Consider the following 20,463-nt stretch of genomic DNA (forward strand, 5'->3'; position numbering starts at 1 on the left):
TTTGCAAGGAATATTTCTTCAACATTATTGAAAGAAGGTCTCTACAGGAAGGCTACACCAGATGAAATCAAAGAAGCAGGATTTTACTTGGAGAAGAAGTGTGAAGTCAGGATAATTTCAAAGAAATATTCAATCAACAAAATTGTGCTCAAACAATCTGAGATTCCAAATAATTCAGCATCTTCCAAGAATATGCCACAGGTCAAAATTAAAAACGATAACAATCGTCGATGATACAACAATTCTCTACAAATCTATCCATATATGCAATCCTGATAAGTCACATACCTGAATATCTTTCAATCGTTGATTTGTATTACCGGACTACAAAAATATATTTATACATTCAAACTAATCATAGTTCTAATAAATAATCTATCAAAGTGGTTGGATATGTATAAAAAAACTCAACAATTAGCTTTATTTTTACTACTTTTTGCAATGATGACTTCTATCACTATGGTGCAAGCAGAAGAAGAAAGTACTTACTTTGCAACCTTTGATGTAAAATCCGACCCCTCTGGTGCAGAGGTCTGGATTGATGGGGCATTAAGAGGAAGAACTCCTGTTGAAATCACTGTTATTGAAGGATTGCATGTTGTTGAAATAAAAATGGATGGGTATACAACGGTATCTAAAGAATTAACGTTCAAAGCTGATTCTACAAACCACCAAACATTCACTTTATCTGAAGCAAAAAAGACAACTGAAGTAAAATACGGTAATTTAGCAGTAATATCTAAACCAAATGGGGCTGAAGTTTATATTGCTGGTACGTATAAAGGTGTTACGCCATTGACCTTGAATGATATACCAGTAGGTCGTTATCGTGTAACCTTGAAGAAAGAAGGTTATGAAACTGATTCAGAATCCATTTTAGTTTATACTGGTACTACAGAAACTCTCTCAATGAATTTGTCAAGAGACGGTTTTACTCCGTTTGTACTAGTTGTACCCTGTTTTTTTTTATTTTTAGGAATAGTAGTAAAAAGAAAGTCTTTGAGGAAAAAAGCAAAAGCAAAAAAGCAAAATACCGAAAAAGCTCCTAGTGTGAAAGAAAAACAATTAGGTACTACATTATCAAAACCTGTTCATAAAATAGAAGCTATTGAGTCAAAACAATCAGCAATCAAAAAACAGGCACCTAAATCATTAACTAAATCAATCTCTAAAACTACAGGTGAGTCCAATATTTTAAAAAAGGAAAAAACTTTTTCACCACATATAGAAGATAGTGGTATTTATGTAAAAAGTGCCTTCGCATACAAAGGTGCTATTATTCACTATAAAGTCAAACTGGAAAACCCAACATCTGAGCCAATTGCTGATGTAAAAGTAAACTTATACGTTCCTGATGTATTTGTATTATCTGAATCTACAAAATCTATTCCTATTATAAAGCCTTCAGAAAGTAAGACTGTAACCTTTGACATCAGACCAACAGGCGAATGTGGTGACTGTGAGGTATCAGGTAAGGTAGTCTACTATGACTATAAGACCAAGGGAACAACTGAAACTTCAATCCCTGCAAAGAATATCAGCATTGTATGTCCTATGCTAAAATCAAAGGAAATTACTGAAAGTGGTTGGCGAAATACTCTTTCGGGTTTAACTAAAGCAGAAGAAACAACGAAGGAAATTGATATACCTGCATCTACTCTCTTTGAAATAACAACTGATGTTCTACAAGACATGAATCTATTCATGCTTGATCCTAAGGTTAATGATTCTGGTAATCTGTATCGTGCAGTATCCAAGTTCTATGGAGAAGGAGTTAAATCCTTGGAGTATGCTGCACAGATTGAAGTTGTCGGTGGTTCTTCAAAAGCAAAACTCATACTCAAAGCATGGGCTGAATCTGAAGATGCACTGACTGGTTTCTATCATGGTATTCTGGATGAAATAGAGAAGCGTGTTCATGTAAAAGACCTAATCGATAACAATGTCGTTAATAACTATCACTACGGAGACAACATAGGCACTCAGATTACCGATTCTGTTATCCAGAGGTCAAACATTGGCACAAGCAATGACAAGTGTACAGGATGTGGGAAGGACATTGTGAAGGATGAAAAGTTCTGTATGTCCTGTGGAACTGCTGTTGTCTGAGATATGAAGGCGACATTGGAGTGAATCATTCACCAATTGGATTCACTCATATTTTTCCTTTTTTGAGATTTATTAATCATTTACACAATCCTCATATAATATTCAGGGGTCATAGTACTATAAAAATTCCATATTATCTCAGTTATTTCATAGTTCTTAGTTTGATAGAAACAAAATCGGTGTTGATGTGAATAAGAAAAACTTGTTTATTTTATTTATTTTGCTATTTTCCACAGTAGTACTTCCAATTGCCATCTCACAAGCAGCTTCTGACCCATACGGAACTAGGACGGATAAAGGCATTGATTTTTCAAATACTAATGTTGATGAAAACATTATAGAAGTATTGTCGAGCATCAAAAACTCATTTTTGCCAATAGTATTTTTTTTAATCTTACTCGTTGGAATAGTGATAGCTAAAAGAAAACGTAATCAAGGAGTAAAAGAACAGGTTGAGCATGTTGAAACAGCATCTACTTCTAGTGATGCTACTCCAAGGACATCTGTTGTCAATAACTATTACTACGGAGATAATATCAACACACATGTCGCTGATTCTGTAATACAGCATTCATTTAATCAGAACCATGAAAGTCAAAGTGAATCTGCTCAGTTAAGTAATTCGTCTGTTAAGGCAGATGAACAAATTGAAACCAACAATAGAACAAAAACCGATGATAAATTAGATTATTCTAAAGTTTATCGCTATCTTGTTGATATCGCATCACATGCATGCACTAACAAATGGATTGAGTTCGAAAATATTGATTACAAAAATTATAGAAAACAACTTTGTGAAAAGAAAATCATTGTCACATATGGAGATGTACTGGAGAGATTTGGAAAGCCTAGAAATGATATCAAGAACCTTCAGGAATTATCAGAGATATTAGATGAGATAAATAACAACACACATCCCTTATTATTATCAGCACTTGTCGTCAATGGCAATGATTTCATTCCAAGCAAACCATTTTTCGAAAAATGGATGGGCCTTTTTGACTCCACAATGGAAGAGTGTGTGGAGGCATTCAAGAAAGAATTGCAGAGTATTTGGAACCATTATTGTACTGAAGAACATGATAACATCAATGACAAGGTGGAATCGCCTAATTCCAATGATTTTGCAAGTGAATTACATTCAGAATTGGAAAGTGCTGAAAGTGAGGGCAAAGCATACCTTGATGTAAAGTCAGGTGACTTGCATAGGACAGTTGGCAGTTATCCAAGTCCACATCACAGGATGCATACATGTTGCAATGTCATGCGGCAAATGATGAACGAAGATGATGAAATACTAGAGCAGCCTCCAAAAGGCAATGGTGCAAATTTAGTAATCAGGTATCATCTTCCAAGAAAATAGAGAGTATTTTGGCAGGGTGGTATTATGATAAATGAATGGAGTGACTGGTTTGATGTTGATTTAACTGATAAAGCAAGTTATAATGAATCAACAAAAGATTTTCCAAGAAAACCAGCAACTTATGTGTTTAGGATAGTAGACAATGATGGTAAACCACTTCCTATTCAAACAGCTAACGGTCTTGATGAACAAGGCATTGTCTATGTAGGACAAGCATCTGACCTGCGAAAGAGGTATTATAACAAGTATCTTGCTTATGACACAGGAGAAAGAAAGTGTTCAAGCTTAAAAGCCATGGCTCGCAAGGTTAAGAGTAATGATGCTTTCAAAAGTAAATATCCAGATGCCAAATTCCAGATAGCGTATACTATAGTAGCTAATGAAAAAGCATCAAAAGACCTTGAACGGAATATACTACATTGCTATGTGCAAAAATATATCCATGGTCCTTTGCTAAATTCAAAACTTCCATATGAAAATGGAGATTATGTCAAGGGTTTATTGGATGAGTTAAATCGATAGTCATACATTTGTTCTTTGATTCATCCATCATCATTTATAACTATACATCAAAAATGATAGCTGCTTTAGAGCAGCTCCGTAACCTTAGACAGGACTTCCTTAACCTGTGCTGGGTCAAGGTCAAGGTCCTTGTTCTTTTTGATATCCATATCAGTGAGCAGTATATGCTTACCTATTGGGATACCTGCTTCTTCCATTGTTGCCTGTGCACAATTAAGAGGACAACCATCGATAACAATGATAGAGCCACAGCCTTCTGCGGACTTGAGAAGACCATTGATTTTACCACCGATACCAACGGTACACATCATGTTGCCAACGCCCTGCTTGTGCAACTCGACTGCAACGGCATTGCTCAGCTGGCCGACATTAGATGCACCTGCACATGGAAATATTCCGACAACGGAAGCTCCACATGAGCATTTTGCACCCTCGGACATTGGTATTACTGTGTTATCCATTCGATAACCTCATCGACCTTAGGTACTCTTCCCACTATCTTTACATCGCCGTCTACGACAACAGCCGGAGTGATAAGAACACCATATGCAAGTATACCGTCCATATCCTCGACCTTAACGATCTCAGCATCGACACCTGTTTGCTCAACTGCCTGTTCAACGAATTTCTTTGTCTTGTTGCACTTTGCACAACCGGAACCTAATATTTCTATTTTCATAATATTCATCTCTTTAACTCAATAAATTCAAGGGAATACCTTTATAGCGCCGTAGTCACAGGCTTTAACGCAGGTCAGACAATACTGGCATGCGTCCATCTTTTCAGGGAAGCATACTCCATCTTTAAGCTCAAGTATATCATTCGGGCATGCCTCTACACATGAACCGCAACCAGTACAATTATTTTCATAGACTGCAACAAATACCATTTTATAAAACTCCTTATTTTAGAACCTATAACAGAGAATGATATCAATACCCTCTCTTTAATATTGCTGTCAGTTCATCGGCATTTGGCATCCTGTCCTCTATCTTCCTGCAGGTGCTGTCCATATCATAATCAAGACGTATGAGCTCTGTTTCCCTGGAAGATGTATCGAACACGGCACAGCTTGCATGCCAGTCCTCATCCCTGGGCTGACCCGTAGAACCGGGATTCACTATGAGCATATCCCCGTGTGTCCTTACAAAAGGAACATGTGAATGACCTATGAACACTACATCCGCATCGATACCGGACAACATTTCTTCAAGTTCTTCTTCCGGCGTCTCAGGTCTTATGTACTCATAATTGGAACGCGGACTTCCGTGAGTGAAGTATAACTTCAGACCATCTGCCTCCTTTTCGATACTGAAAGGAAGCTGGCGGAGGAAAGCCATCTGCTCTTCTGTTGTATTCTTCCACGTGTAGTCCCTGGTAGCTTCTGACAGATGTTTATACTTGTAACCACATCCACAATCAATACCAGAACCTACTGCAGCATCATGGTTGCCAAGAATCGTCTCGATCCCCTGCTGCATGATGAGGTCTATGCATTCAGATGGGGATGGACCATAGTCCGCAAGGTCACCAAGACAGATGACCATATCATGCGGGACTTCCAGTACCGCATCAAGTGCTTCCTTATTGCCGTGAATATCGGATATCAACAGTATTCTCATATTATCACTGAACTATTTTGATCATATAAGTCTCATATGATATACATACCAAAGGCATATCCTGATATCGCAGCTATCACAACGACCAGTGAAATGTATGTCAGACCTTTCTTCACACCCATGATCCTGCTTATGACTATCATATTAGGCAGACTCAGAGCAGGACCTGCCAGGAGCATGGACAATGCCGGACCTTTTCCCATACCAAGAAGTGTGAGCGCACTTATGATAGGAACCTCTGTCAGTGTGGAGAAGTACATAAGGGCTGCTGCAACAGATGCTATCACATATGAGCCTGCTGTGGCACCGCCAACATATTCCACAACGTATTCTGCCGGAAGGAGCTCTACAATGATGCCTGCAAAGAACACACCTATCAGAAGCAGAGGTGTGATCTGCTTTACAAGGAACCAGGTCTCTCCCATCCAGCTCTCAAGCTCATCCCTGTCGAACCATTTGAGGGAAACATATACTGTAATAGCTATCAATGGTATCTCAACGAAGAGCATTGGATTCCATGTTGGAAGTATCTCAGGTGTCACAAGGATCGCAAGGAGCAGCAGGAACAACCAGACAGTGTGTGCATGCTTCTCTTCACCGAAGGTTTTGAGAGCCTTTCTTTCACCATTGTTCCTTTCGTATATGAAAGACATACAAATGCCTATAACAACTGAAAGAAGAATGGCAATGACCGCTCTTGCAACACCAAGATCATAACCAAGTATCTTGGCGGTGTAAACTATGGCAAGTATATTGATCGCCGGGGCCGAGAACAGGAACGTTGTCGCAGGACCGATACCTGCACCTCTCTTGTAGATACCTGCAAAAAGGGGCAGTACGGTACAACTGCATACGGCAAGAAGACAGCCGGAAACAGCTGCGACTGAATAGGAAACATATTTTGGTGCGTCGGCCCCGAAGAACTTCAGAACGGACTCTTTGGAAAAGAGCGATGCTATGGCACCTGCCAGGAAAAAGGCAGGGATCAGACACAGGATCACATGCAAAGCAAGATACTCCTGAACTGATGCAATACCTATGTAAGCCAGATCTACAAGATACGATGTCATTGTTTCAAAATATGTTGAAATGCTATATATAGATTATGGTTTCAAATGTTTTTGAAATACACAGCCTCAAAAATATTCCAAATAACAGCAGTAAACCAGTAGAGGTATATTTGAAAAATACAATTTCATCGTATGTCGTTCAAACCCATAGGAAATGTATCCAACTTTGCAGACAAAGAAACAATGCAGCTTCTAGCACTCTGGAAAGAGAGTGTCAGCATCGTTGAGCTAGAGAAAGCGGTTTCTGAGGAACTTATCTTTGAAGACTATACACATTATATCGTTGTCCATGACCCTCTTAAAATGGAATTCCCTGAGAAAAGAGATGAGTGGAATAAAAGATTCTGCAGACATGCCGGAGTCTCAGTTGTGGAACTTATAAAAGTAGACAAGAACAAGATCTACTTCAAGGGTCTCTTTGCAGAGAATGAAGCTTCCATCTATAGTATACTTCCATACACATCATTTGATAGTCCAGAAGCTGATTTCCCTCCTGCCGGAATGGAGATCCTCAAAAAGCAGACAATGGACGTTGCACTCCCACAGGTCAATGGTAAGACCATACTTGATGTTGGCTGTGGTGTGGGAAGCCTGACATTGCAGATGGCAAGGATGAATTCAGAAGCAAAGGTGACAGGTATCGACCTTCTTGAAGACACCATGAAACAGTGCCGTTTGAATGCTATTGCTTATGACATAGAGAACACGGCCTTCAAGGCTGCAAGTGTCTATGAGCTTCCTTTTGGCGAGAACAGCTATGATACAGTGACCTGCTTCTTCATGCTTCACCATCTGGACGATATACCAAAGGCACTCTCAGAGGTAAAGAGAGTTGTTTCCTGTGGTGGAAAGGTCCTGGCAGTGGAGCCTCTTGACCATAATCATGGAACAGAGAGAGGTATACAGGACTGGATAGAACACTTTGAAAAAGCCGGATTTTCAGTTGAGACACAACAGATAAGCAGAGCGGTATTTATAAGCGCTAAACCAAACTAACTAACAAAGGAGGAGCGGGTGTGTCCTGCACCCGCAATAAAAAACAGATTCATGCCCTCATTTCTAAAGAGGGGAACTGTTTGGATCATTCTCTTACCTTTTTCTTGTGGTACATAAGTGTTACAAACACATGTTGTTTTTAACACTAAATCTACTATGGACCTTTTTTATTTATAACTTATGCCAGATACGCAGGGTTCCAAAATTCTCAATAATATCGAAAAGTTAATCTATGTACCATGCTAACAGGTGACGTTATCAGTAATTGGAGATGCAGAAATGTTAGGTATAACAGACCCGCAGATATGGGTCGCTTATGTGTTATGTTTTGTAAGTGCCATAGGATGTGTGATCTATGGTATTTTACACTGGAACGATGATAAAGAGGATGATATCTGATGGGAGTCAGCACCCCTCTTCTTGGAATATCCGTATTGGCCTACATGATGGTGGTCTTCTACTTCGGATGGCTAGGATATAAACAAACAAAAGACAATGATGATTACATGCTGGCCGGAAGGAAGGTCAATCCTTTCGTTCTCGCATTCTCTTACGGAGCAGCATTCATCAGTACATCGGCCATAATCGGCTTCGGAGGATATGCCGGTGCATTCGGACTTGGAATACTGTGGCTTGTGGCCATGAACATCATTGTGGGCATCTTCATTGCTTTTGTCATATTTGGATCAAGGACAAGACGTATGGGTGCAAACCTCAAGGCTGTGACCTTCCCCGAACTCATAGGAAAAAGATTCCAGTCAAGGTTCATACAGGGATTCTCCGGTGCATTGATCACTGTTTTCATGCCACTTTATGCAGGAAGTGTACTGATAGGAGGAGCACGTTTCATGGAAACTGCCCTGAACATCGATTACAACATTGCGATCCTTATACTTGCCATAATAGTTGCAGCCTATGTGATAACAGGCGGACTCATCGCTGTCATGTACACTGATGCATTACAGGGAGTTCTTATGTTCGTCGGAATGGGCATACTACTGGTACTTACATACTCAAAGCTCGGTGGTGTCACAGAAGCTCACCAGGCACTCACAAATATGGCTTACCTTGTTCCTGATAACTTAGCAGCGGTCGGTCATACCGGATGGACAACAATGCCAGCCTTTGGTTCACCGACCTGGTGGACGCTTGTATCTACTATTATACTGGGAGTAGGTATCGGAGTACTTGCACAGCCACAGCTTGCAGTCCGTTTTATGACCGTGGAAAGCACCCGTTCACTGAAAAGAGCAGTTCTCTCAGGCGGTCCTTTCATTTTCATGATGGCGGGTGTGGCATACATTGTCGGCGCATTATCAAATGTCTACTTCTTCAATACCCAGGGAATGATATCCCTTGAGGTTGCCGGAGGTAACATCGATAAGATCATGCCGGAGTACATCAACAGTGCGATGCCCGATTACTTCGTCATATTTTTCCTGCTAACCCTGCTTGCAGCAGCAATGTCAACACTGAGCTCACAGTTCCATGCAATGGGTACTGCATTCGGACATGACCTCTACCGCGAAGGTATCATGAAAGGCAAGATCGGAAAGACGATAAATGTCACAAGAGCAGGTATCGCAACAACCATCATGATAAGTGTGGTCCTGGCATACATACTCCCACCGGGAATTATCGCAAGGGCAACAGCTATCTTCTTTGGACTTTGTGCAGCAGCATTCCTGCCAATGTACTCTGGAGCTATCTTCTGGAAACGCATGACAAGACAGGGAGCAACTGCAAGCCTGCTTGTAGGTACCTTTGCAAGTCTGTTCTGGCTGACATTTATACATGCAAAGGAAGCAACTGCACTTGGGATCAGCCAGGCACTTTTTGGTGTGGATACTATCCTGACAGGTACATGGACCCTTGTAGACCCGATACTTGTAGCTACACCACTGGCATTCCTGGTTGCTATTGTCGTGAGCCTCATGACAGAGCCAGCTTCAAAAGAACATATAGAACAGTGTTTTAAGAAAAATTGATATCTTTCTCTTTTATAGAAGCGGGCAATTAACTCGTATGGTTAATTGACCTGTTCTTTACTTTTATTATTACTACAAACAGCATTATTTCTTTTTTATACCAGCTATTTTAATCAGCCACAGGCATGCAATTCCATTTACTAACCTTTAAATAGAGTGTAATGCTAACAAATGACATGTTAGCAATTATCATGATGGATTCTACTAATTAAATGGAAGGAGAAAAATGCTTGGAATAGATGACCCACAGATATGGCTGGCTTACATACTGTGCTTTATAAGCGCCATTGGCTGCATAATCTATGGAGCCCTAAAATGGAACGATGACTCGGACGACGGAGAGGCGGAATAATGGTACTTAGTACACCCGTACTTGGAGTTATCATACTTGTATACCTCATGGTGATATTTTACCTTGGGTGGCTTGGATACAAGAAAACAAAGCAAACTGAAGACTACATGGTGGCAGGAAGACAGATCCACCCATACATCCTTGCACTTTCCTATGGTGCAACATTCATAAGCACTTCAGCGATCATTGGTTTTGGTGGAGCTGCAGGTGCCCTGGGTATGGGACTGTTATGGCTTGCATTCATGAACATCTTTGTAGGTATCTTTATCGCATTCGTGTTCTTTGGCTCAAGAACACGTCGTATGGGACTGAACCTTAATGCAGTAACATTCCCTGAACTAATTGGAAGACGTTTCCAGTCAAGGTTCATACAGGGATTCTCAGGAGCACTTATAGGCATATTCATGCCACTTTATGCAGGTATTGTACTTATTGGAGGAGCAAGGTTCCTTGAATCTACCCTCAATATAAACTATGATGTTGCAGTTCTTATTCTCACAGTAATCGTAGCCGCTTACGTTATCACAGGCGGACTTATCGCTGTTATGTATACCGATGCCCTGCAGGGAACACTCATGTTCATAGGAATGATCTTCCTGCTTGTATTCACATACATCAAGATGGGAGGAGTTGTAGCTGCTCACTCTGCACTCACAGCAATGAACGACCTCGTGCCTGATAGTCTCGTTGCAGGAGGACATATGGGATGGACATCCATGCCTGCGTTCGGCTCGCCAATATGGTGGACACTGATCTCAACACTTGTACTGGGTGTGGGAATTGGTGTAGTAGCACAGCCACAGCTCGCGGTCAGGTTCATGACAGTGAAGAACGACACAGCACTCAACAGAGCTGTACTTGTCGGTGGACCATTCATCCTTATGATGACAGGTGTAGCCTTTACAGTTGGTGCACTCTCCAATGCATACTTCTATGAGACACTTGGACAGATATCAGTAGTAGTTGCAGGAGGTAACACCGACCTGATCATGCCTGAGTTCATCAACAGTGCAATGCCGGAGACCTTTGTAGTATTGTTCATGCTGACCCTGCTCGCAGCAGCAATGTCAACACTGAGCTCACAGTTCCATACAATGGGAACATCCATAGGACACGACTTCTATCGTGAGTTCATCAAAAAGGGAGAACTTGGACAGACGATCAACATAACCAAAGCAGCAATAGCATTCACGATCCTTGCAAGTGTTGTACTGGCATACATACTTCCTATCAGTATCATCGCACGTGCAACAGCGATCTTCTTCGGACTTTGTGCAGCAGCATTCCTGCCAATGTACTCTGGTGCATTGTTCTGGAAACGTATGACAAAGGAAGGTGCAATTGCAAGTCTGCTTGTCGGTACATTCAGCAGTCTGTTCTGGCTGGCATTCGTTCACAGATCAGAAGCTGTACCACTTGGGATCAGCAAGGCGATCTTTGGTGTTGACACGATCCTCACAGGAACATGGACAGTTGTAGACCCGATACTTGTAGCTACACCACTGGCATTTGCGGTTGCAATTATTGTAAGTCTTATGACAAAGCCAACACCACAGGAACACCTTGATACCTGTTTCAAGAAATAAGAAAAAACAGCTTTTCTAAACACCAGGTACCAGGTACCTGGAACTTATTTTATTTCATATATCCTTCAGGATGACATACAACCTGAGAACCGCTCTTTTATAGGAAGATCGATATGGAATGTCGAACCTTCGTTCACCTTGCTTTCCACGTGTAGCCTTCCCTCATGTTGTTCTATGATACTTTGACAGATACTAAGACCAAGACCAATGCCAGGATATTTCCTCGTCAGTGAACCATCTGCCTGATAGAAACTATCGAATATACAGGACAAACGCTCCTCTACAATACCAATTCCCCTGTCCTGAACACTTAAGATAAGACGATCATCGCTCTCAGTAACAGAGATCGTAATGGTACTTCCGGAAGGTGAGAACTTTATCGCATTGTCCAGTAGATGGATAAGTGCCTGGAACAGTTTTTTACTGTCACCACGGATAATAGATACCTTTTCAGGGATATTTGTCTGAACATTCATATTCTTTGCATTCAGGGAGCGTGTTACATCCATGGTCGCTGCTTCAATGACCTCAAGGATGTTCAAAGGAAGTTCATTATAATAGTGACCGGTGGAGTATTCCATTCCTATGTAAAGTAGGGAATCGATCATCCTTTCAAGTTTCTCGATGTTAAAGAGAGAAGTTTCAAGAGCATTTGTCTGGCTTTGATCCAGAGAACCCAGACATCCGTCATACAAAAGCTCATTATAACCCTTTATTATAGACAATGGTGTCTTTAGTTCATGGCTGAATGTTGATATCAGTTCGCTTTTCATCTTCTCAAGAGATAGCAGTTCCTCTCTGTTCGCAGCGAGTTCCTCTTCATACGCAGAAAAACTGGATTCATAGTTCTTCAGTTTCACACCCTGTAGTCCACTACAGATCAGCATGTCAGCGAATATACAGAAAATATCGATCTTTTTCCAGAGCTCATCCTTACTGAACAAAGGAACGATATTATCCGAGCCAGTATCACATCCCTGTCCACAATGAAGGTCAGCATTTTTTCCCGGGACAACTTTGTCACCATCATCAAGAAGGAACTGACCTGAAATAGCCGTTGCAAAAAGAGAGCCTTCAGCAATTATAGGAATCTCAAAGGAAATAAGACCATTATCCAGTCTATGTTCAAATATCTCCCTTTTTGCACCTGTAGGAGAGATCATACTTGTTCTACGCCTAAAGCAGTTGTTCCCATTGTTATTGTGATCGGCATGGAAATGAATGAAACCGGTCCATCCGGAAGCTGTCAGTATGTCCCCATCCACATCACGTATGAAAAAGGGCAGATCAGGTGAATTATCAAAACGGACCATAAGCTCCCGAAGTTCATCTATTTTCACGATATCAGCAAATCTATGGTCCATATATAACTCCTGCCGGATCAAGGTTTTCAGTAAAAAGAAGCCAGTTCCAGGCAGATACATTTTGCTGCCTACACTACTTAATGATATATATAATATAAAGAAACTAAGTTATTATTTTTGTTAAGAACATAATGTAATTAAAAATAATATTTCTAAAGTGGCATTGTTTGCAAAAAACATATATAGTGTAATTTTAGCCCAAAAATAAGCACATATAGAAAGAGGTCACTCAGCGGAGTCACATATTTAGAGCTGGCAAAAGCCGTATGACGAGAACTAGAGGGGATATATGTAATAAATAATTATAACTCGACTTTTGCCTATTATAGCTTCGACATAATCAAATATAAACCTATCCGTAGTATATATTGGAAGAGCAAATTATTTTATATACCCCTCATTATAAAATAATTGAGCCACCTATTTCCAGAATTTTGACATCGATGTCGGATGCTGATTTTATATTATTGACAAAAACATTTGGATCCTGGGCGATCAGGTCAAATGTATTGTAATGCATAGGAATGGCGATCTTGGGGCGCAACATCTGAACTGCAAGTGCAGCATCCTTTGGATCCATTGTATATCTTCCACCAATTGGAAGAATAGCAACATCCGGTCGATATAGCTTTGATATAAGTTCCATATCACCAAAAAGACTGGTATCACCTGCGTGATAGATAGATACGTCTCCGATCTCAATGATAAAGCCGGCTGCTTTTCCACCATCAAAGCTCCAGCCTGATTCATCGATAGAAGAAGAATGTCTGGCATCGGTCATAATGAAACGGATACCTTCAACTTCGATGTTGCCACCTATATTCATACCGGATGTCACTATTCCTTTTTGTTTGAGGTACTGTGATATCTCATGGATACAGACCACAGTGCAACTTGTTCTTTTTGCTATGCTGACAGTATCACCGAAATGATCACTGTGTCCATGTGTAACTGCAATTATATCCGGTTCAAGGTCATCAGCCTTGACCTCTGCTTTAGGATTATCCGTGATGAAGGGATCGATAAGTATAGTCTTTCCTAAAGCTTCTATTTTAAAACAAGAATGGCTCAGCCATGTTAATTCAACTTTTTCCATACAGCTCAATTGGATCTGCTCAATAATAGTTTATCGGCAAGTATAATTGTAAAAGACCCTTACAATTGGAATATGGAAATAGGTGTAGTTGTCCATGGTCCTGATGTAATTGATTCCCATATGGCAAAGGATATCCTTGAGATCCTTGAAGGATACGGGAATATAACTGCTATAATGGCAGGCACCATTGGCAAGACAGCTGTTCTGGATGCACATCTGGAGAATATCATTGATATAAAGAAAAGTCTGAAACCAAGTCTTTGTATAGAGGAATTTTTCAGAACAAAGGATGTGGTCATATTACTGAACCACGGGAAGACCACCGAGAATGGGATGCTCTTTGCTAATATAGTTATATCAAGGATCGTTAGCCGTACTGTAAAACCCCTTATCCTCATAGAAAGACCCGGTATGCCTGACGGGAAGGTAGTACCATGGAACTCAGATTCAGTTGAATTTGCACAGGTACTTGCAGATAGACTTGAACTTGAGATGACAGGTATACCTGAACTTGTGACCCCTATAAGCGTGGAGGATCACGGACACCGGATAATAAGGAATGTGTATGGTGTCCATCCCGGAGAGAAGATAATGATCAATGGGATCATTGTAGGTTTTGCACTCTCCGGAGATATTCAGATCATCAGCGAGAACGGTTTTATTACTGACATCAAAGGTGCACGTGTCAAAGAACATGGCCTGGAGAAACTGCATAGCTATGGCAAAAGAATACCTGTGGACCTTAGAACATGTTGGGTGAAGAGCGGACCTTTGAGAGGAAACAGTTTTTCTGTTCGAGATAAACAGAATAAATACAAATATATTAATAACTTGGAAAATAATGCTCCTGAAAATAAAGATGGTATCAGGGTAGCTATAATAGACCATGAGGCGGAAAAGACCTTTGAACTTGTGGAAGGAGCAGATGCAGCTGTAACAATAGGTGATGATACCACCGATATTGCAGGCGATATATTATACAGACTGAGGATACCTGTTATAGGGATAACGGATGGTGACCTTGACGGTTTCTCACACATGAAGCATATCTATCCCGGGTCTACTATAATAAGAGTCAGGCCTGGAACTGATGATATTGTCGGGAAAGAGATACATCAACAGATATTTAATGGTGAGAATTCCGCTATTTTTGATTCACTCGAAACACTCAGGAACAAAATATTCGATATGTGGAACAAAAACATCCTTTACAGCACAGATTATTAATTTTTAAGTGTTTTAATTTTGCACATATATAACTTTAAATATAATAATGTCATACTAGCTACTGGAGCTCGCAAGAGCACCGATTAAAAACAAGGGGTTATTTAATTATGAAAGACTTTGAAGTAAAGATACTTGACGATACAGACTACAAGTTCATTGAAGCACTGAAAAGCCTGGGCATGTCCAGGAATGTTGCAACCACATTAACCTACCTTTCAAATGTGGATGAAGCATCCTCCCAGGAGATCGAAATGAGCACCGGTCTGAGACAGCCAGAAGTAAGCGTTGCCATGAGGCATATGCGTGAAAGAAGCTGGATCGATATCCACAACAAGAAGGCAGTTGGAAAAGGTAGACCTACAAAGATCTACAAGCTCTCTGCACCAGTTGAAGATATCATCAAGCACTATGAACAGAAGATCATAGAAGACACTAAGACTACGATGGATGCCATCACCAAACTTAAAGACATTACAAAAAAGATGTAAAGTTTTTGAGTGTGTCCGGTCAGTACTATCCCTGTGATGCTACGCACATGATAGTTAAGTTTCCGGGCACCGCTATTCCATCAATAGGAACAGCTTTTTTCTCTTTTAAAATAAGGACAGTTTCCTGGTTTATACCAAGAATGTCCAGAACATTTTCATAAGTGGTTCCATCCGGAACGTTCAGTTGTCTGTTAGAAAGGTCCGAATTGATCAGTTCTATATTGATACTTATGGTCAATCTGTAATCTCACCATCCGTGGACCTGAGGTCTTCGAGGTTTTCCTGCAATAGTTTTGCATCGAGTTCTTCGTGTTTCTTTTCACCCTTACGTTCATAATCTCTTTTGTGGAACTTTGACATACGAAAACACCTCGAATGAATTCTGCTGCGATAGGTATTAACCTTTTCGGGATGATAAGGACAGAGAATTACCAAAGAACAAATGCTCACTTTAACACAACAACGATCGATCAAAATTAAGAATTACTGAGAACAGTTTAGAAAGATATAAATCCTACCCATTACAGTAATATTATACATTGCAGATAATAAAATCATGATGGCAAAGATAAAAATGGTAGTCGATGAACAAGAACGGACACTGGAAGAATTCCTCAATGTACTTGATAAAAAAAGCTCAGTATTTTCCTATACTAACGCTTCCGATGCAGAGACCCTTATAAGGTCACTTTCGCAAGAGATCGCTAACAAAAGGTCCCCCTCTATGATAAGGATCTACTGGAAGGAAAATGAGTTAACAGACACCACTAATGGAAAGGATATAGTCTCATTACACATATTCAGGAACTTTACCACTTCCATGATCAAGATCGACAAATTACTTGCCAAAAGAGAACATCTCATAGTGGTCCCTGACCTTAGTATACTTGAGCTTGAAAAGAACAACAGGCCATACATACATTTCCTTTCTGTCCTGCTTCGCAAATGTAAAGCTCATGGAAGTACAATGATAACTGTTGTCAATGAACAGGAAGCAGACAGGCATGTCAGAACGGAGCTTCTCCCATTCTTCGATAATATCTTCATACTTAACGGCAACAGGATGAAGAAAAAAGGGAATGATAAGATAGATATCCGATATACTATAAGTGATCAAGAGCTGCATCTTGAGCCTTATATGCAGAACGACATGAACAAAATAAAAGAGATCTTCAGCCTGACCCCTGAAGAAAAGAAAGAACTCGATAAGCTAGTTGGTCAGAGCCTTGAAGATTACAGGACCTCAATGTAATTAAGGTCCTAACGGATCAGCTTTTCTGCAATAGATCTCATCTGTGAGCAATATCCACAATCAGGGTCATCCTTCATAGGAATCTTCCTTGACCATGTCCTTGCAACAGATTCATCATATGATATCAGGCCCAGAAGCTCGGTACCGAGCTTATCGCTGAAATCTCCAACGATCTCATTGATATCATCCTTCTTATCAAGAGGGATCCTGTTAAAAAGAAGAGCTGCATGTGTCCCAAGCTTTGATGCCATGCTGGACAATACATATGTTCCCCTTATATCCTGTATGTCTATTGTTGAGACTATGATCGCCTTGTCAACTATATTCATTGTGAGAAGACTTGATCTGTTGATACCCGGACTGCAGTCGAAAAGAAAATGATCGATGCCCATTCTGTCACCGGTCTTCTTTATCAGGTCCAGCAGTTTCTCCCGGGCCTCACCAGGAGTACTGAACATTGCGGAGATATCCTCCTCGCATGCTTTAGAAGGAACGATATACACATCAGTATCCTCGTACTTGTAGACGACCTCATCAGCACTGCAAAGACCCTGAAGGAAATCTATCAGTGTCTTATCGTACCTTATGTCGAACAATGAATGAAGACCAGGACCGTTCACATCAGTATCAATGATGCATACTTTCTTACCCTGTTGAGCAAGCATGACGCCAAGGTTTCCGACAAATGTTGTCTTACCTGTACCGCCTTTATATGAATGGAAGCTCAGAAACATCAGACTCACCCAAGTAACTGATCTAGTTTGTTCTCGACCTCTTCCACTGCAGACCAGTATTCATTGGTCTTGCTATCGGCCTTATTACTGAGGGAGTAATAGATCTTCTTTCCCCTTCTCTCCCTTTCCAGCCATCCGGCCCTGTAAAGTTCATTCAGATACTTATTCTCAATGGAGCGATGCCTACCGGTGATATCACTTACCTCATCTGCTGTGCATGAAGTGAGCTTCGATACAGCGAACAGCGATTTACGGATAGAATCCGGAACTGTGAGAAAAGCAGCCATCTTATCATTGACATGAGGAGAATTACGTGATTCAAGATCAGCTATACGTAACTCCAGTGATCTTAAACGATCGTTCATATCACGCAGGTACTCTAGAATTTCATTGTTATTATGCAGGTCAGACATGATTATCAACATAAGGAAAAGTGTTTTGCATTTTATATCCAATTTAATTGGGCTGATAATATATAAGGTTGCTTAAATGCGTTCACCGTCATTTAATGAACAGATCATCAATATATTTTAGATTTACGACAACCTTATAAAATATTAATACTATAAACAAATGGAGTGGAACAAATGAGGACCCCATCGCATATTACTAAATTCGATGATCATCTTCACGGGGGATTTATAAAGCCATCTGCTGTCCTGATAGCAGGATCATGCGGATCAGGCAAGACCAACCTGTGTATGCAGTCACTTTTCAATGCTGCAAAACAGGGCGAAAGATGTGCTTACGTATCGATGCTTTCGGAATCCCAGGACAAAGTGACCAGGTCACTGTCCGCATTCTCGTTCTACGATAAAGAGCAGATAAAGAATAATCTCAATATCTACTCGATCAGTTCTGACGTAGTGGCAAAAGGCGATTTTGCCATATTTGAATACCTTAATGAGAACGTGTTGAAGAAGAAACCATCGAGGGTCGTTATCGATACTATCAACATATTAGAGGATATCGAGAGTACTTTTGATGAAAGGCCTTTCTATAAATGTGAGCTCAGGTCCTTTATCCAGAACCTGCTTCAGGAATTCGATGAGAACGACATACTCCTGATGGCTACCTGTGAGATACCTGCCACGGATATACACTCAAGTCTCTGGCCCTATATGTTCGATACCGTTGTGCTGCTTGGCACTGAGAATGGAGAACAAAGGCCGTATAGATACATGGAGATCATCAAGGAAAGGGGAAGCGACTTCACCATGGGTAAGCACAGGTTCAATATCACCGACGATGGGATAGTTCTGTAAATCCCCTAAAACCAGGCTCCCTTATCAATAACTTTTAACCTGATCACAAATGCGTATCCAATGTCTTTAGTTCACGCTGGCTGTGGTCCTTTATTATATTGTTCAATTTCATACGCACGCTTTTAGTACCTTCAGCAGTAGTGAAATGTGAGAGAACGTCCGTTAACTGGTCGATCATATATTGATAATCCCTTTCGGTACCGGAATCCCTAAGCTTCTGCATTGCAGCCTCGGCTGCCTCAGATGTCCAGTCATCATTCTGGTAATATACCTTATCTTCAACCTCGAGCTTCTTCCTGGCCACATCGTTATTGACCCTGGCAAATATAAGCTCCACAGTATGAGGATCACCTACGAACTCATTCATGAACTGCATGATATCCATCACAACTTCAAAATAAGGTATCTCCGGATTCTCACAGTTCTTGAACATCTGTGACAGTTCAAGACGTATATTCTTCTCCATCGGTTTTAGGAGATAACTTGTAATATCATCTATCACCTCAGCACAACTACCGGCATCCATACTTGCAGATAGTTCATACGTGTTGATCGGCAATACGTTGAATTTACTGTAATATTTCAATAGATCCTTACGCAAACGCTGAACATCGAGATTCGCCAATATATCACCTGGACCCTCATAAGATCATTTACTTTTAATTCCTTTAATGAAAGATTCCATTTCATGTAACAATTTGTTGTTAAGAAGTTCCTTTGAGTTATCAAAGAGCAACTGGAATGCACAGATATCATCCATTGATATCGTTCTTCCCATATTGTCCTTGAACTTCAGGGATTCGTATATGCCTATCAGTTCAGGCATTACCATACGTGGATAACTTCCTGCCATGGTCTTTAGAATACCACGTGCCTTTGGATAAGGAAGTATCAGATAATCCTTGTACCTGGATGAGATAATATTGTTGCCAGGATTCATTCCTGTAAATTTCAGTTTCTCCCTGAAGAACCTGGCAGCTCCGGGATTATCAGGCATAGTTATGACGTTGGTCTTGAGATGTTTCACTGAAACCGCGAACAACAGACGACCTATACCCACATGCCTGTGAGATGGATGTACCTCTACACTTCTTAGAAGATGCACTGAGTGATTGACAATATTCGTTTTTCCCCTGTATGTTCTCTCGGTCTCATCAGATATTTTTTCGAATCTTGCAAAACCAAGGAGCTTTGTACCCTTAAGAGCAACGAACAGGTAATGTTCCGAACTTATAGTGCTCTTCAACAGAAAATCATATGGCATTCCGAACTTGTTATGGAAATAATTGAAGCCGACTTTATCAGATTGTCCAATATCTATGTCAAGACCATCTACAGACGGACCTGTTTCCAATATACCATAACTGATGTTCCCAGCTACGTGCAATACATTAAACCCTTCAACTGACATCTATTATCATCTGATATC

The 20,463-nt window shown here is 40.6% G+C and carries 26 protein-coding genes; 13 read left to right on the plus strand and 13 right to left on the minus strand.

The features are described 5' to 3' along the window. Positions 1 to 27 precede the first annotated feature (27 nt). The 4 genes from BM008_RS04960 to BM008_RS04975 all read left to right on the plus strand — a co-directional run bounded on the left by BM008_RS04960 (position 28) and on the right by BM008_RS04975 (position 3,994). The gene (locus tag BM008_RS04960; protein WP_091933907.1) at positions 28 to 234 is read left to right on the plus strand and encodes a hypothetical protein; all 207 of its coding nucleotides are present in this window, start codon (positions 28 to 30) and stop codon (positions 232 to 234) included. Positions 235 to 393: 159 nt separating this feature from the next. Continuing rightward, complete coding sequence (locus BM008_RS04965) at positions 394 to 2,109, plus strand: PEGA domain-containing protein (RefSeq protein WP_091933910.1); 1,716 nt, start codon at positions 394 to 396, stop codon at positions 2,107 to 2,109. Positions 2,110 to 2,296: 187 nt separating this feature from the next. After that, a complete protein-coding gene (locus BM008_RS04970) occupies positions 2,297 to 3,472 on the plus strand; it encodes an Asp23/Gls24 family envelope stress response protein (RefSeq protein ID WP_143072279.1) in 1,176 nt (391 codons plus the stop codon). A gap of 24 nt (positions 3,473 to 3,496) precedes the next feature. Continuing rightward, positions 3,497 to 3,994: a GIY-YIG nuclease family protein gene (locus BM008_RS04975; protein WP_091933916.1), complete on the plus strand. Its 498-nt coding sequence runs from the start codon at positions 3,497 to 3,499 to the stop codon at positions 3,992 to 3,994. A 65-nt stretch (positions 3,995 to 4,059) separates the two neighbouring features. On the opposite strand, the gene BM008_RS04980 is transcribed toward BM008_RS04975, so the two are convergent. The 5 genes from BM008_RS04980 to BM008_RS05000 are packed head-to-tail and all read right to left on the minus strand — an operon-like array spanning position 4,060 to position 6,686. Next, complete coding sequence (locus BM008_RS04980; RefSeq protein ID WP_245747890.1) at positions 4,060 to 4,455, minus strand: putative zinc-binding protein; 396 nt, start codon at positions 4,453 to 4,455, stop codon at positions 4,060 to 4,062. Continuing rightward, positions 4,440 to 4,673: a thioredoxin family protein gene (locus BM008_RS04985; RefSeq protein ID WP_091933919.1), complete on the minus strand. Its 234-nt coding sequence runs from the start codon at positions 4,671 to 4,673 to the stop codon at positions 4,440 to 4,442. Before BM008_RS04985 ends, BM008_RS04980 begins: the two co-directional genes overlap by 16 nt. Positions 4,674 to 4,700: 27 nt before the next feature. Then, positions 4,701 to 4,883 carry a 4Fe-4S binding protein gene (locus BM008_RS04990; RefSeq protein WP_091933922.1) on the minus strand — a complete coding sequence of 61 codons (183 nt, stop codon included), beginning with the start codon at positions 4,881 to 4,883 and terminating at the stop codon, positions 4,701 to 4,703. 43 nt (positions 4,884 to 4,926) lie between these two features. After that, on the minus strand, positions 4,927 to 5,616 hold the full coding sequence (locus tag BM008_RS04995) for a metallophosphoesterase family protein (RefSeq protein WP_091933925.1): 690 nt from the start codon (positions 5,614 to 5,616) through the stop codon (positions 4,927 to 4,929). Between the two features lie 32 nt (positions 5,617 to 5,648). After that, a complete protein-coding gene (locus tag BM008_RS05000; protein ID WP_091933928.1) occupies positions 5,649 to 6,686 on the minus strand; it encodes a permease in 1,038 nt (345 codons plus the stop codon). A gap of 132 nt (positions 6,687 to 6,818) precedes the next feature. Between BM008_RS05000 and BM008_RS05005 the strand changes: the two genes are divergently transcribed. The 5 genes from BM008_RS05005 (at position 6,819) to BM008_RS05015 (ending at position 11,608) form a co-directional block, all read left to right on the plus strand. Continuing rightward, entirely contained in the window at positions 6,819 to 7,682 is an 864-nt protein-coding gene (locus BM008_RS05005) for a class I SAM-dependent methyltransferase (protein WP_091933931.1), read from the plus strand. A gap of 279 nt (positions 7,683 to 7,961) precedes the next feature. Further along, positions 7,962 to 8,081 carry a symporter small accessory protein gene (locus tag BM008_RS15270; RefSeq protein ID WP_342707561.1) on the plus strand — a complete coding sequence of 40 codons (120 nt, stop codon included), beginning with the start codon at positions 7,962 to 7,964 and terminating at the stop codon, positions 8,079 to 8,081. After that, positions 8,081 to 9,670, plus strand: coding sequence for a sodium:solute symporter family protein (locus BM008_RS05010; protein WP_091933934.1), 1,590 nt, complete (start codon positions 8,081 to 8,083; stop codon positions 9,668 to 9,670). The genes BM008_RS15270 and BM008_RS05010 overlap by 1 nt, the downstream gene beginning before the upstream one ends. A 226-nt stretch (positions 9,671 to 9,896) precedes the next feature. Beyond that, a complete protein-coding gene (locus BM008_RS15275; protein WP_342707562.1) occupies positions 9,897 to 10,022 on the plus strand; it encodes a symporter small accessory protein in 126 nt (41 codons plus the stop codon). Continuing rightward, positions 10,022 to 11,608 (plus strand): sodium:solute symporter family protein, encoded by a 1,587-nt coding sequence (locus tag BM008_RS05015; RefSeq protein WP_091933937.1) that lies wholly within the window; start codon positions 10,022 to 10,024, stop codon positions 11,606 to 11,608. Before BM008_RS15275 ends, BM008_RS05015 begins: the two co-directional genes overlap by 1 nt. A gap of 65 nt (positions 11,609 to 11,673) precedes the next feature. Here BM008_RS05015 and BM008_RS05020 read toward each other — a convergent pair whose 3' ends face one another. Both BM008_RS05020 and BM008_RS05025 read right to left on the minus strand, forming a co-directional pair. Continuing rightward, positions 11,674 to 12,972: an ATP-binding protein gene (locus BM008_RS05020; protein ID WP_177187969.1), complete on the minus strand. Its 1,299-nt coding sequence runs from the start codon at positions 12,970 to 12,972 to the stop codon at positions 11,674 to 11,676. Positions 12,973 to 13,372: 400 nt separating this feature from the next. Beyond that, positions 13,373 to 14,068 (minus strand): metal-dependent hydrolase, encoded by a 696-nt coding sequence (locus BM008_RS05025; protein WP_091933942.1) that lies wholly within the window; start codon positions 14,066 to 14,068, stop codon positions 13,373 to 13,375. Positions 14,069 to 14,140: 72 nt separating this feature from the next. On the opposite strand from BM008_RS05025, the gene BM008_RS05030 reads away from it, so the two are divergent. Together BM008_RS05030 and BM008_RS05035 are read left to right on the plus strand one after the other, a co-directional pair. Further along, a complete protein-coding gene (locus tag BM008_RS05030; RefSeq protein ID WP_091933945.1) occupies positions 14,141 to 15,295 on the plus strand; it encodes a DUF2117 family protein in 1,155 nt (384 codons plus the stop codon). Between the two features lie 107 nt (positions 15,296 to 15,402). Further along, positions 15,403 to 15,783: an MreA family transcriptional regulator gene (locus BM008_RS05035; protein ID WP_091933948.1), complete on the plus strand. Its 381-nt coding sequence runs from the start codon at positions 15,403 to 15,405 to the stop codon at positions 15,781 to 15,783. A gap of 25 nt (positions 15,784 to 15,808) precedes the next feature. On the opposite strand, the gene BM008_RS05040 is transcribed toward BM008_RS05035, so the two are convergent. Next, positions 15,809 to 16,021 carry a hypothetical protein gene (locus BM008_RS05040; RefSeq protein ID WP_091933951.1) on the minus strand — a complete coding sequence of 71 codons (213 nt, stop codon included), beginning with the start codon at positions 16,019 to 16,021 and terminating at the stop codon, positions 15,809 to 15,811. After that, the gene (locus BM008_RS15210; RefSeq protein WP_281246262.1) at positions 16,018 to 16,143 is read right to left on the minus strand and encodes a hypothetical protein; all 126 of its coding nucleotides are present in this window, start codon (positions 16,141 to 16,143) and stop codon (positions 16,018 to 16,020) included. Before BM008_RS15210 ends, BM008_RS05040 begins: the two co-directional genes overlap by 4 nt. Before the next feature lie 196 nt (positions 16,144 to 16,339). On the opposite strand from BM008_RS15210, the gene BM008_RS05045 reads away from it, so the two are divergent. After that, positions 16,340 to 17,035, plus strand: coding sequence for a hypothetical protein (locus tag BM008_RS05045; protein ID WP_091933955.1), 696 nt, complete (start codon positions 16,340 to 16,342; stop codon positions 17,033 to 17,035). An 8-nt stretch (positions 17,036 to 17,043) separates the two neighbouring features. On the opposite strand, the gene BM008_RS05050 is transcribed toward BM008_RS05045, so the two are convergent. Continuing rightward, the gene (locus BM008_RS05050) at positions 17,044 to 17,769 is read right to left on the minus strand and encodes a MinD/ParA family ATP-binding protein (RefSeq protein ID WP_091933958.1); all 726 of its coding nucleotides are present in this window, start codon (positions 17,767 to 17,769) and stop codon (positions 17,044 to 17,046) included. 5 nt (positions 17,770 to 17,774) lie between these two features. Next, a complete protein-coding gene (locus BM008_RS05055) occupies positions 17,775 to 18,182 on the minus strand; it encodes a helix-turn-helix domain-containing protein (protein ID WP_091933961.1) in 408 nt (135 codons plus the stop codon). Positions 18,183 to 18,356: 174 nt separating this feature from the next. On the opposite strand from BM008_RS05055, the gene BM008_RS05060 reads away from it, so the two are divergent. After that, positions 18,357 to 19,034: an RAD55 family ATPase gene (locus BM008_RS05060; RefSeq protein WP_091933964.1), complete on the plus strand. Its 678-nt coding sequence runs from the start codon at positions 18,357 to 18,359 to the stop codon at positions 19,032 to 19,034. Between the two features lie 43 nt (positions 19,035 to 19,077). Here the strand turns inward: BM008_RS05060 and BM008_RS05065 are convergent, their stop codons facing one another. Together BM008_RS05065 and BM008_RS05070 are read right to left on the minus strand one after the other, a co-directional pair. After that, positions 19,078 to 19,659: a hypothetical protein gene (locus tag BM008_RS05065; RefSeq protein ID WP_143072280.1), complete on the minus strand. Its 582-nt coding sequence runs from the start codon at positions 19,657 to 19,659 to the stop codon at positions 19,078 to 19,080. A gap of 24 nt (positions 19,660 to 19,683) precedes the next feature. Continuing rightward, entirely contained in the window at positions 19,684 to 20,445 is a 762-nt protein-coding gene (locus BM008_RS05070; protein ID WP_091933970.1) for a GNAT family N-acetyltransferase, read from the minus strand. Positions 20,446 to 20,463 lie beyond the last annotated feature (18 nt).

This window comes from Methanolobus profundi, from assembly GCF_900114835.1.
In the GTDB taxonomy this organism is placed as follows: Archaea; Halobacteriota; Methanosarcinia; order Methanosarcinales; family Methanosarcinaceae; genus Methanolobus; species Methanolobus profundi.

Excerpts from the sequence above, each read along its gene's own strand:
- BM008_RS04965 (WP_091933910.1), top strand. The coding sequence starts at position 394 with ATGTATAAAAAAACTCAACAATTAGCTTTATTTTTACTACTTTTTGCA.
- BM008_RS04975 (WP_091933916.1), top strand. The coding sequence starts at position 3,497 with ATGATAAATGAATGGAGTGACTGGTTTGATGTTGATTTAACTGATAAA.
- BM008_RS04980 (WP_245747890.1), bottom strand. The coding sequence starts at position 4,455 with ATGGATAACACAGTAATACCAATGTCCGAGGGTGCAAAATGCTCATGT.
- BM008_RS04985 (WP_091933919.1), bottom strand. The coding sequence starts at position 4,673 with ATGAAAATAGAAATATTAGGTTCCGGTTGTGCAAAGTGCAACAAGACA.
- BM008_RS04990 (WP_091933922.1), bottom strand. The coding sequence starts at position 4,883 with ATGGTATTTGTTGCAGTCTATGAAAATAATTGTACTGGTTGCGGTTCA.
- BM008_RS04995 (WP_091933925.1), bottom strand. The coding sequence starts at position 5,616 with ATGAGAATACTGTTGATATCCGATATTCACGGCAATAAGGAAGCACTT.
- BM008_RS05000 (WP_091933928.1), bottom strand. The coding sequence starts at position 6,686 with ATGACATCGTATCTTGTAGATCTGGCTTACATAGGTATTGCATCAGTT.
- BM008_RS05005 (WP_091933931.1), top strand. The coding sequence starts at position 6,819 with ATGTCGTTCAAACCCATAGGAAATGTATCCAACTTTGCAGACAAAGAA.
- BM008_RS15270 (WP_342707561.1), top strand. The coding sequence starts at position 7,962 with ATGTTAGGTATAACAGACCCGCAGATATGGGTCGCTTATGTGTTATGT.
- BM008_RS05010 (WP_091933934.1), top strand. The coding sequence starts at position 8,081 with ATGGGAGTCAGCACCCCTCTTCTTGGAATATCCGTATTGGCCTACATG.
- BM008_RS15275 (WP_342707562.1), top strand. The coding sequence starts at position 9,897 with ATGCTTGGAATAGATGACCCACAGATATGGCTGGCTTACATACTGTGC.
- BM008_RS05015 (WP_091933937.1), top strand. The coding sequence starts at position 10,022 with ATGGTACTTAGTACACCCGTACTTGGAGTTATCATACTTGTATACCTC.
- BM008_RS05020 (WP_177187969.1), bottom strand. The coding sequence starts at position 12,972 with ATGGACCATAGATTTGCTGATATCGTGAAAATAGATGAACTTCGGGAG.
- BM008_RS05025 (WP_091933942.1), bottom strand. The coding sequence starts at position 14,068 with ATGGAAAAAGTTGAATTAACATGGCTGAGCCATTCTTGTTTTAAAATA.
- BM008_RS05030 (WP_091933945.1), top strand. The coding sequence starts at position 14,141 with ATGGAAATAGGTGTAGTTGTCCATGGTCCTGATGTAATTGATTCCCAT.
- BM008_RS05035 (WP_091933948.1), top strand. The coding sequence starts at position 15,403 with ATGAAAGACTTTGAAGTAAAGATACTTGACGATACAGACTACAAGTTC.
- BM008_RS15210 (WP_281246262.1), bottom strand. The coding sequence starts at position 16,143 with ATGTCAAAGTTCCACAAAAGAGATTATGAACGTAAGGGTGAAAAGAAA.
- BM008_RS05045 (WP_091933955.1), top strand. The coding sequence starts at position 16,340 with ATGATGGCAAAGATAAAAATGGTAGTCGATGAACAAGAACGGACACTG.
- BM008_RS05050 (WP_091933958.1), bottom strand. The coding sequence starts at position 17,769 with ATGTTTCTGAGCTTCCATTCATATAAAGGCGGTACAGGTAAGACAACA.
- BM008_RS05055 (WP_091933961.1), bottom strand. The coding sequence starts at position 18,182 with ATGTCTGACCTGCATAATAACAATGAAATTCTAGAGTACCTGCGTGAT.
- BM008_RS05060 (WP_091933964.1), top strand. The coding sequence starts at position 18,357 with ATGAGGACCCCATCGCATATTACTAAATTCGATGATCATCTTCACGGG.
- BM008_RS05070 (WP_091933970.1), bottom strand. The coding sequence starts at position 20,445 with ATGTCAGTTGAAGGGTTTAATGTATTGCACGTAGCTGGGAACATCAGT.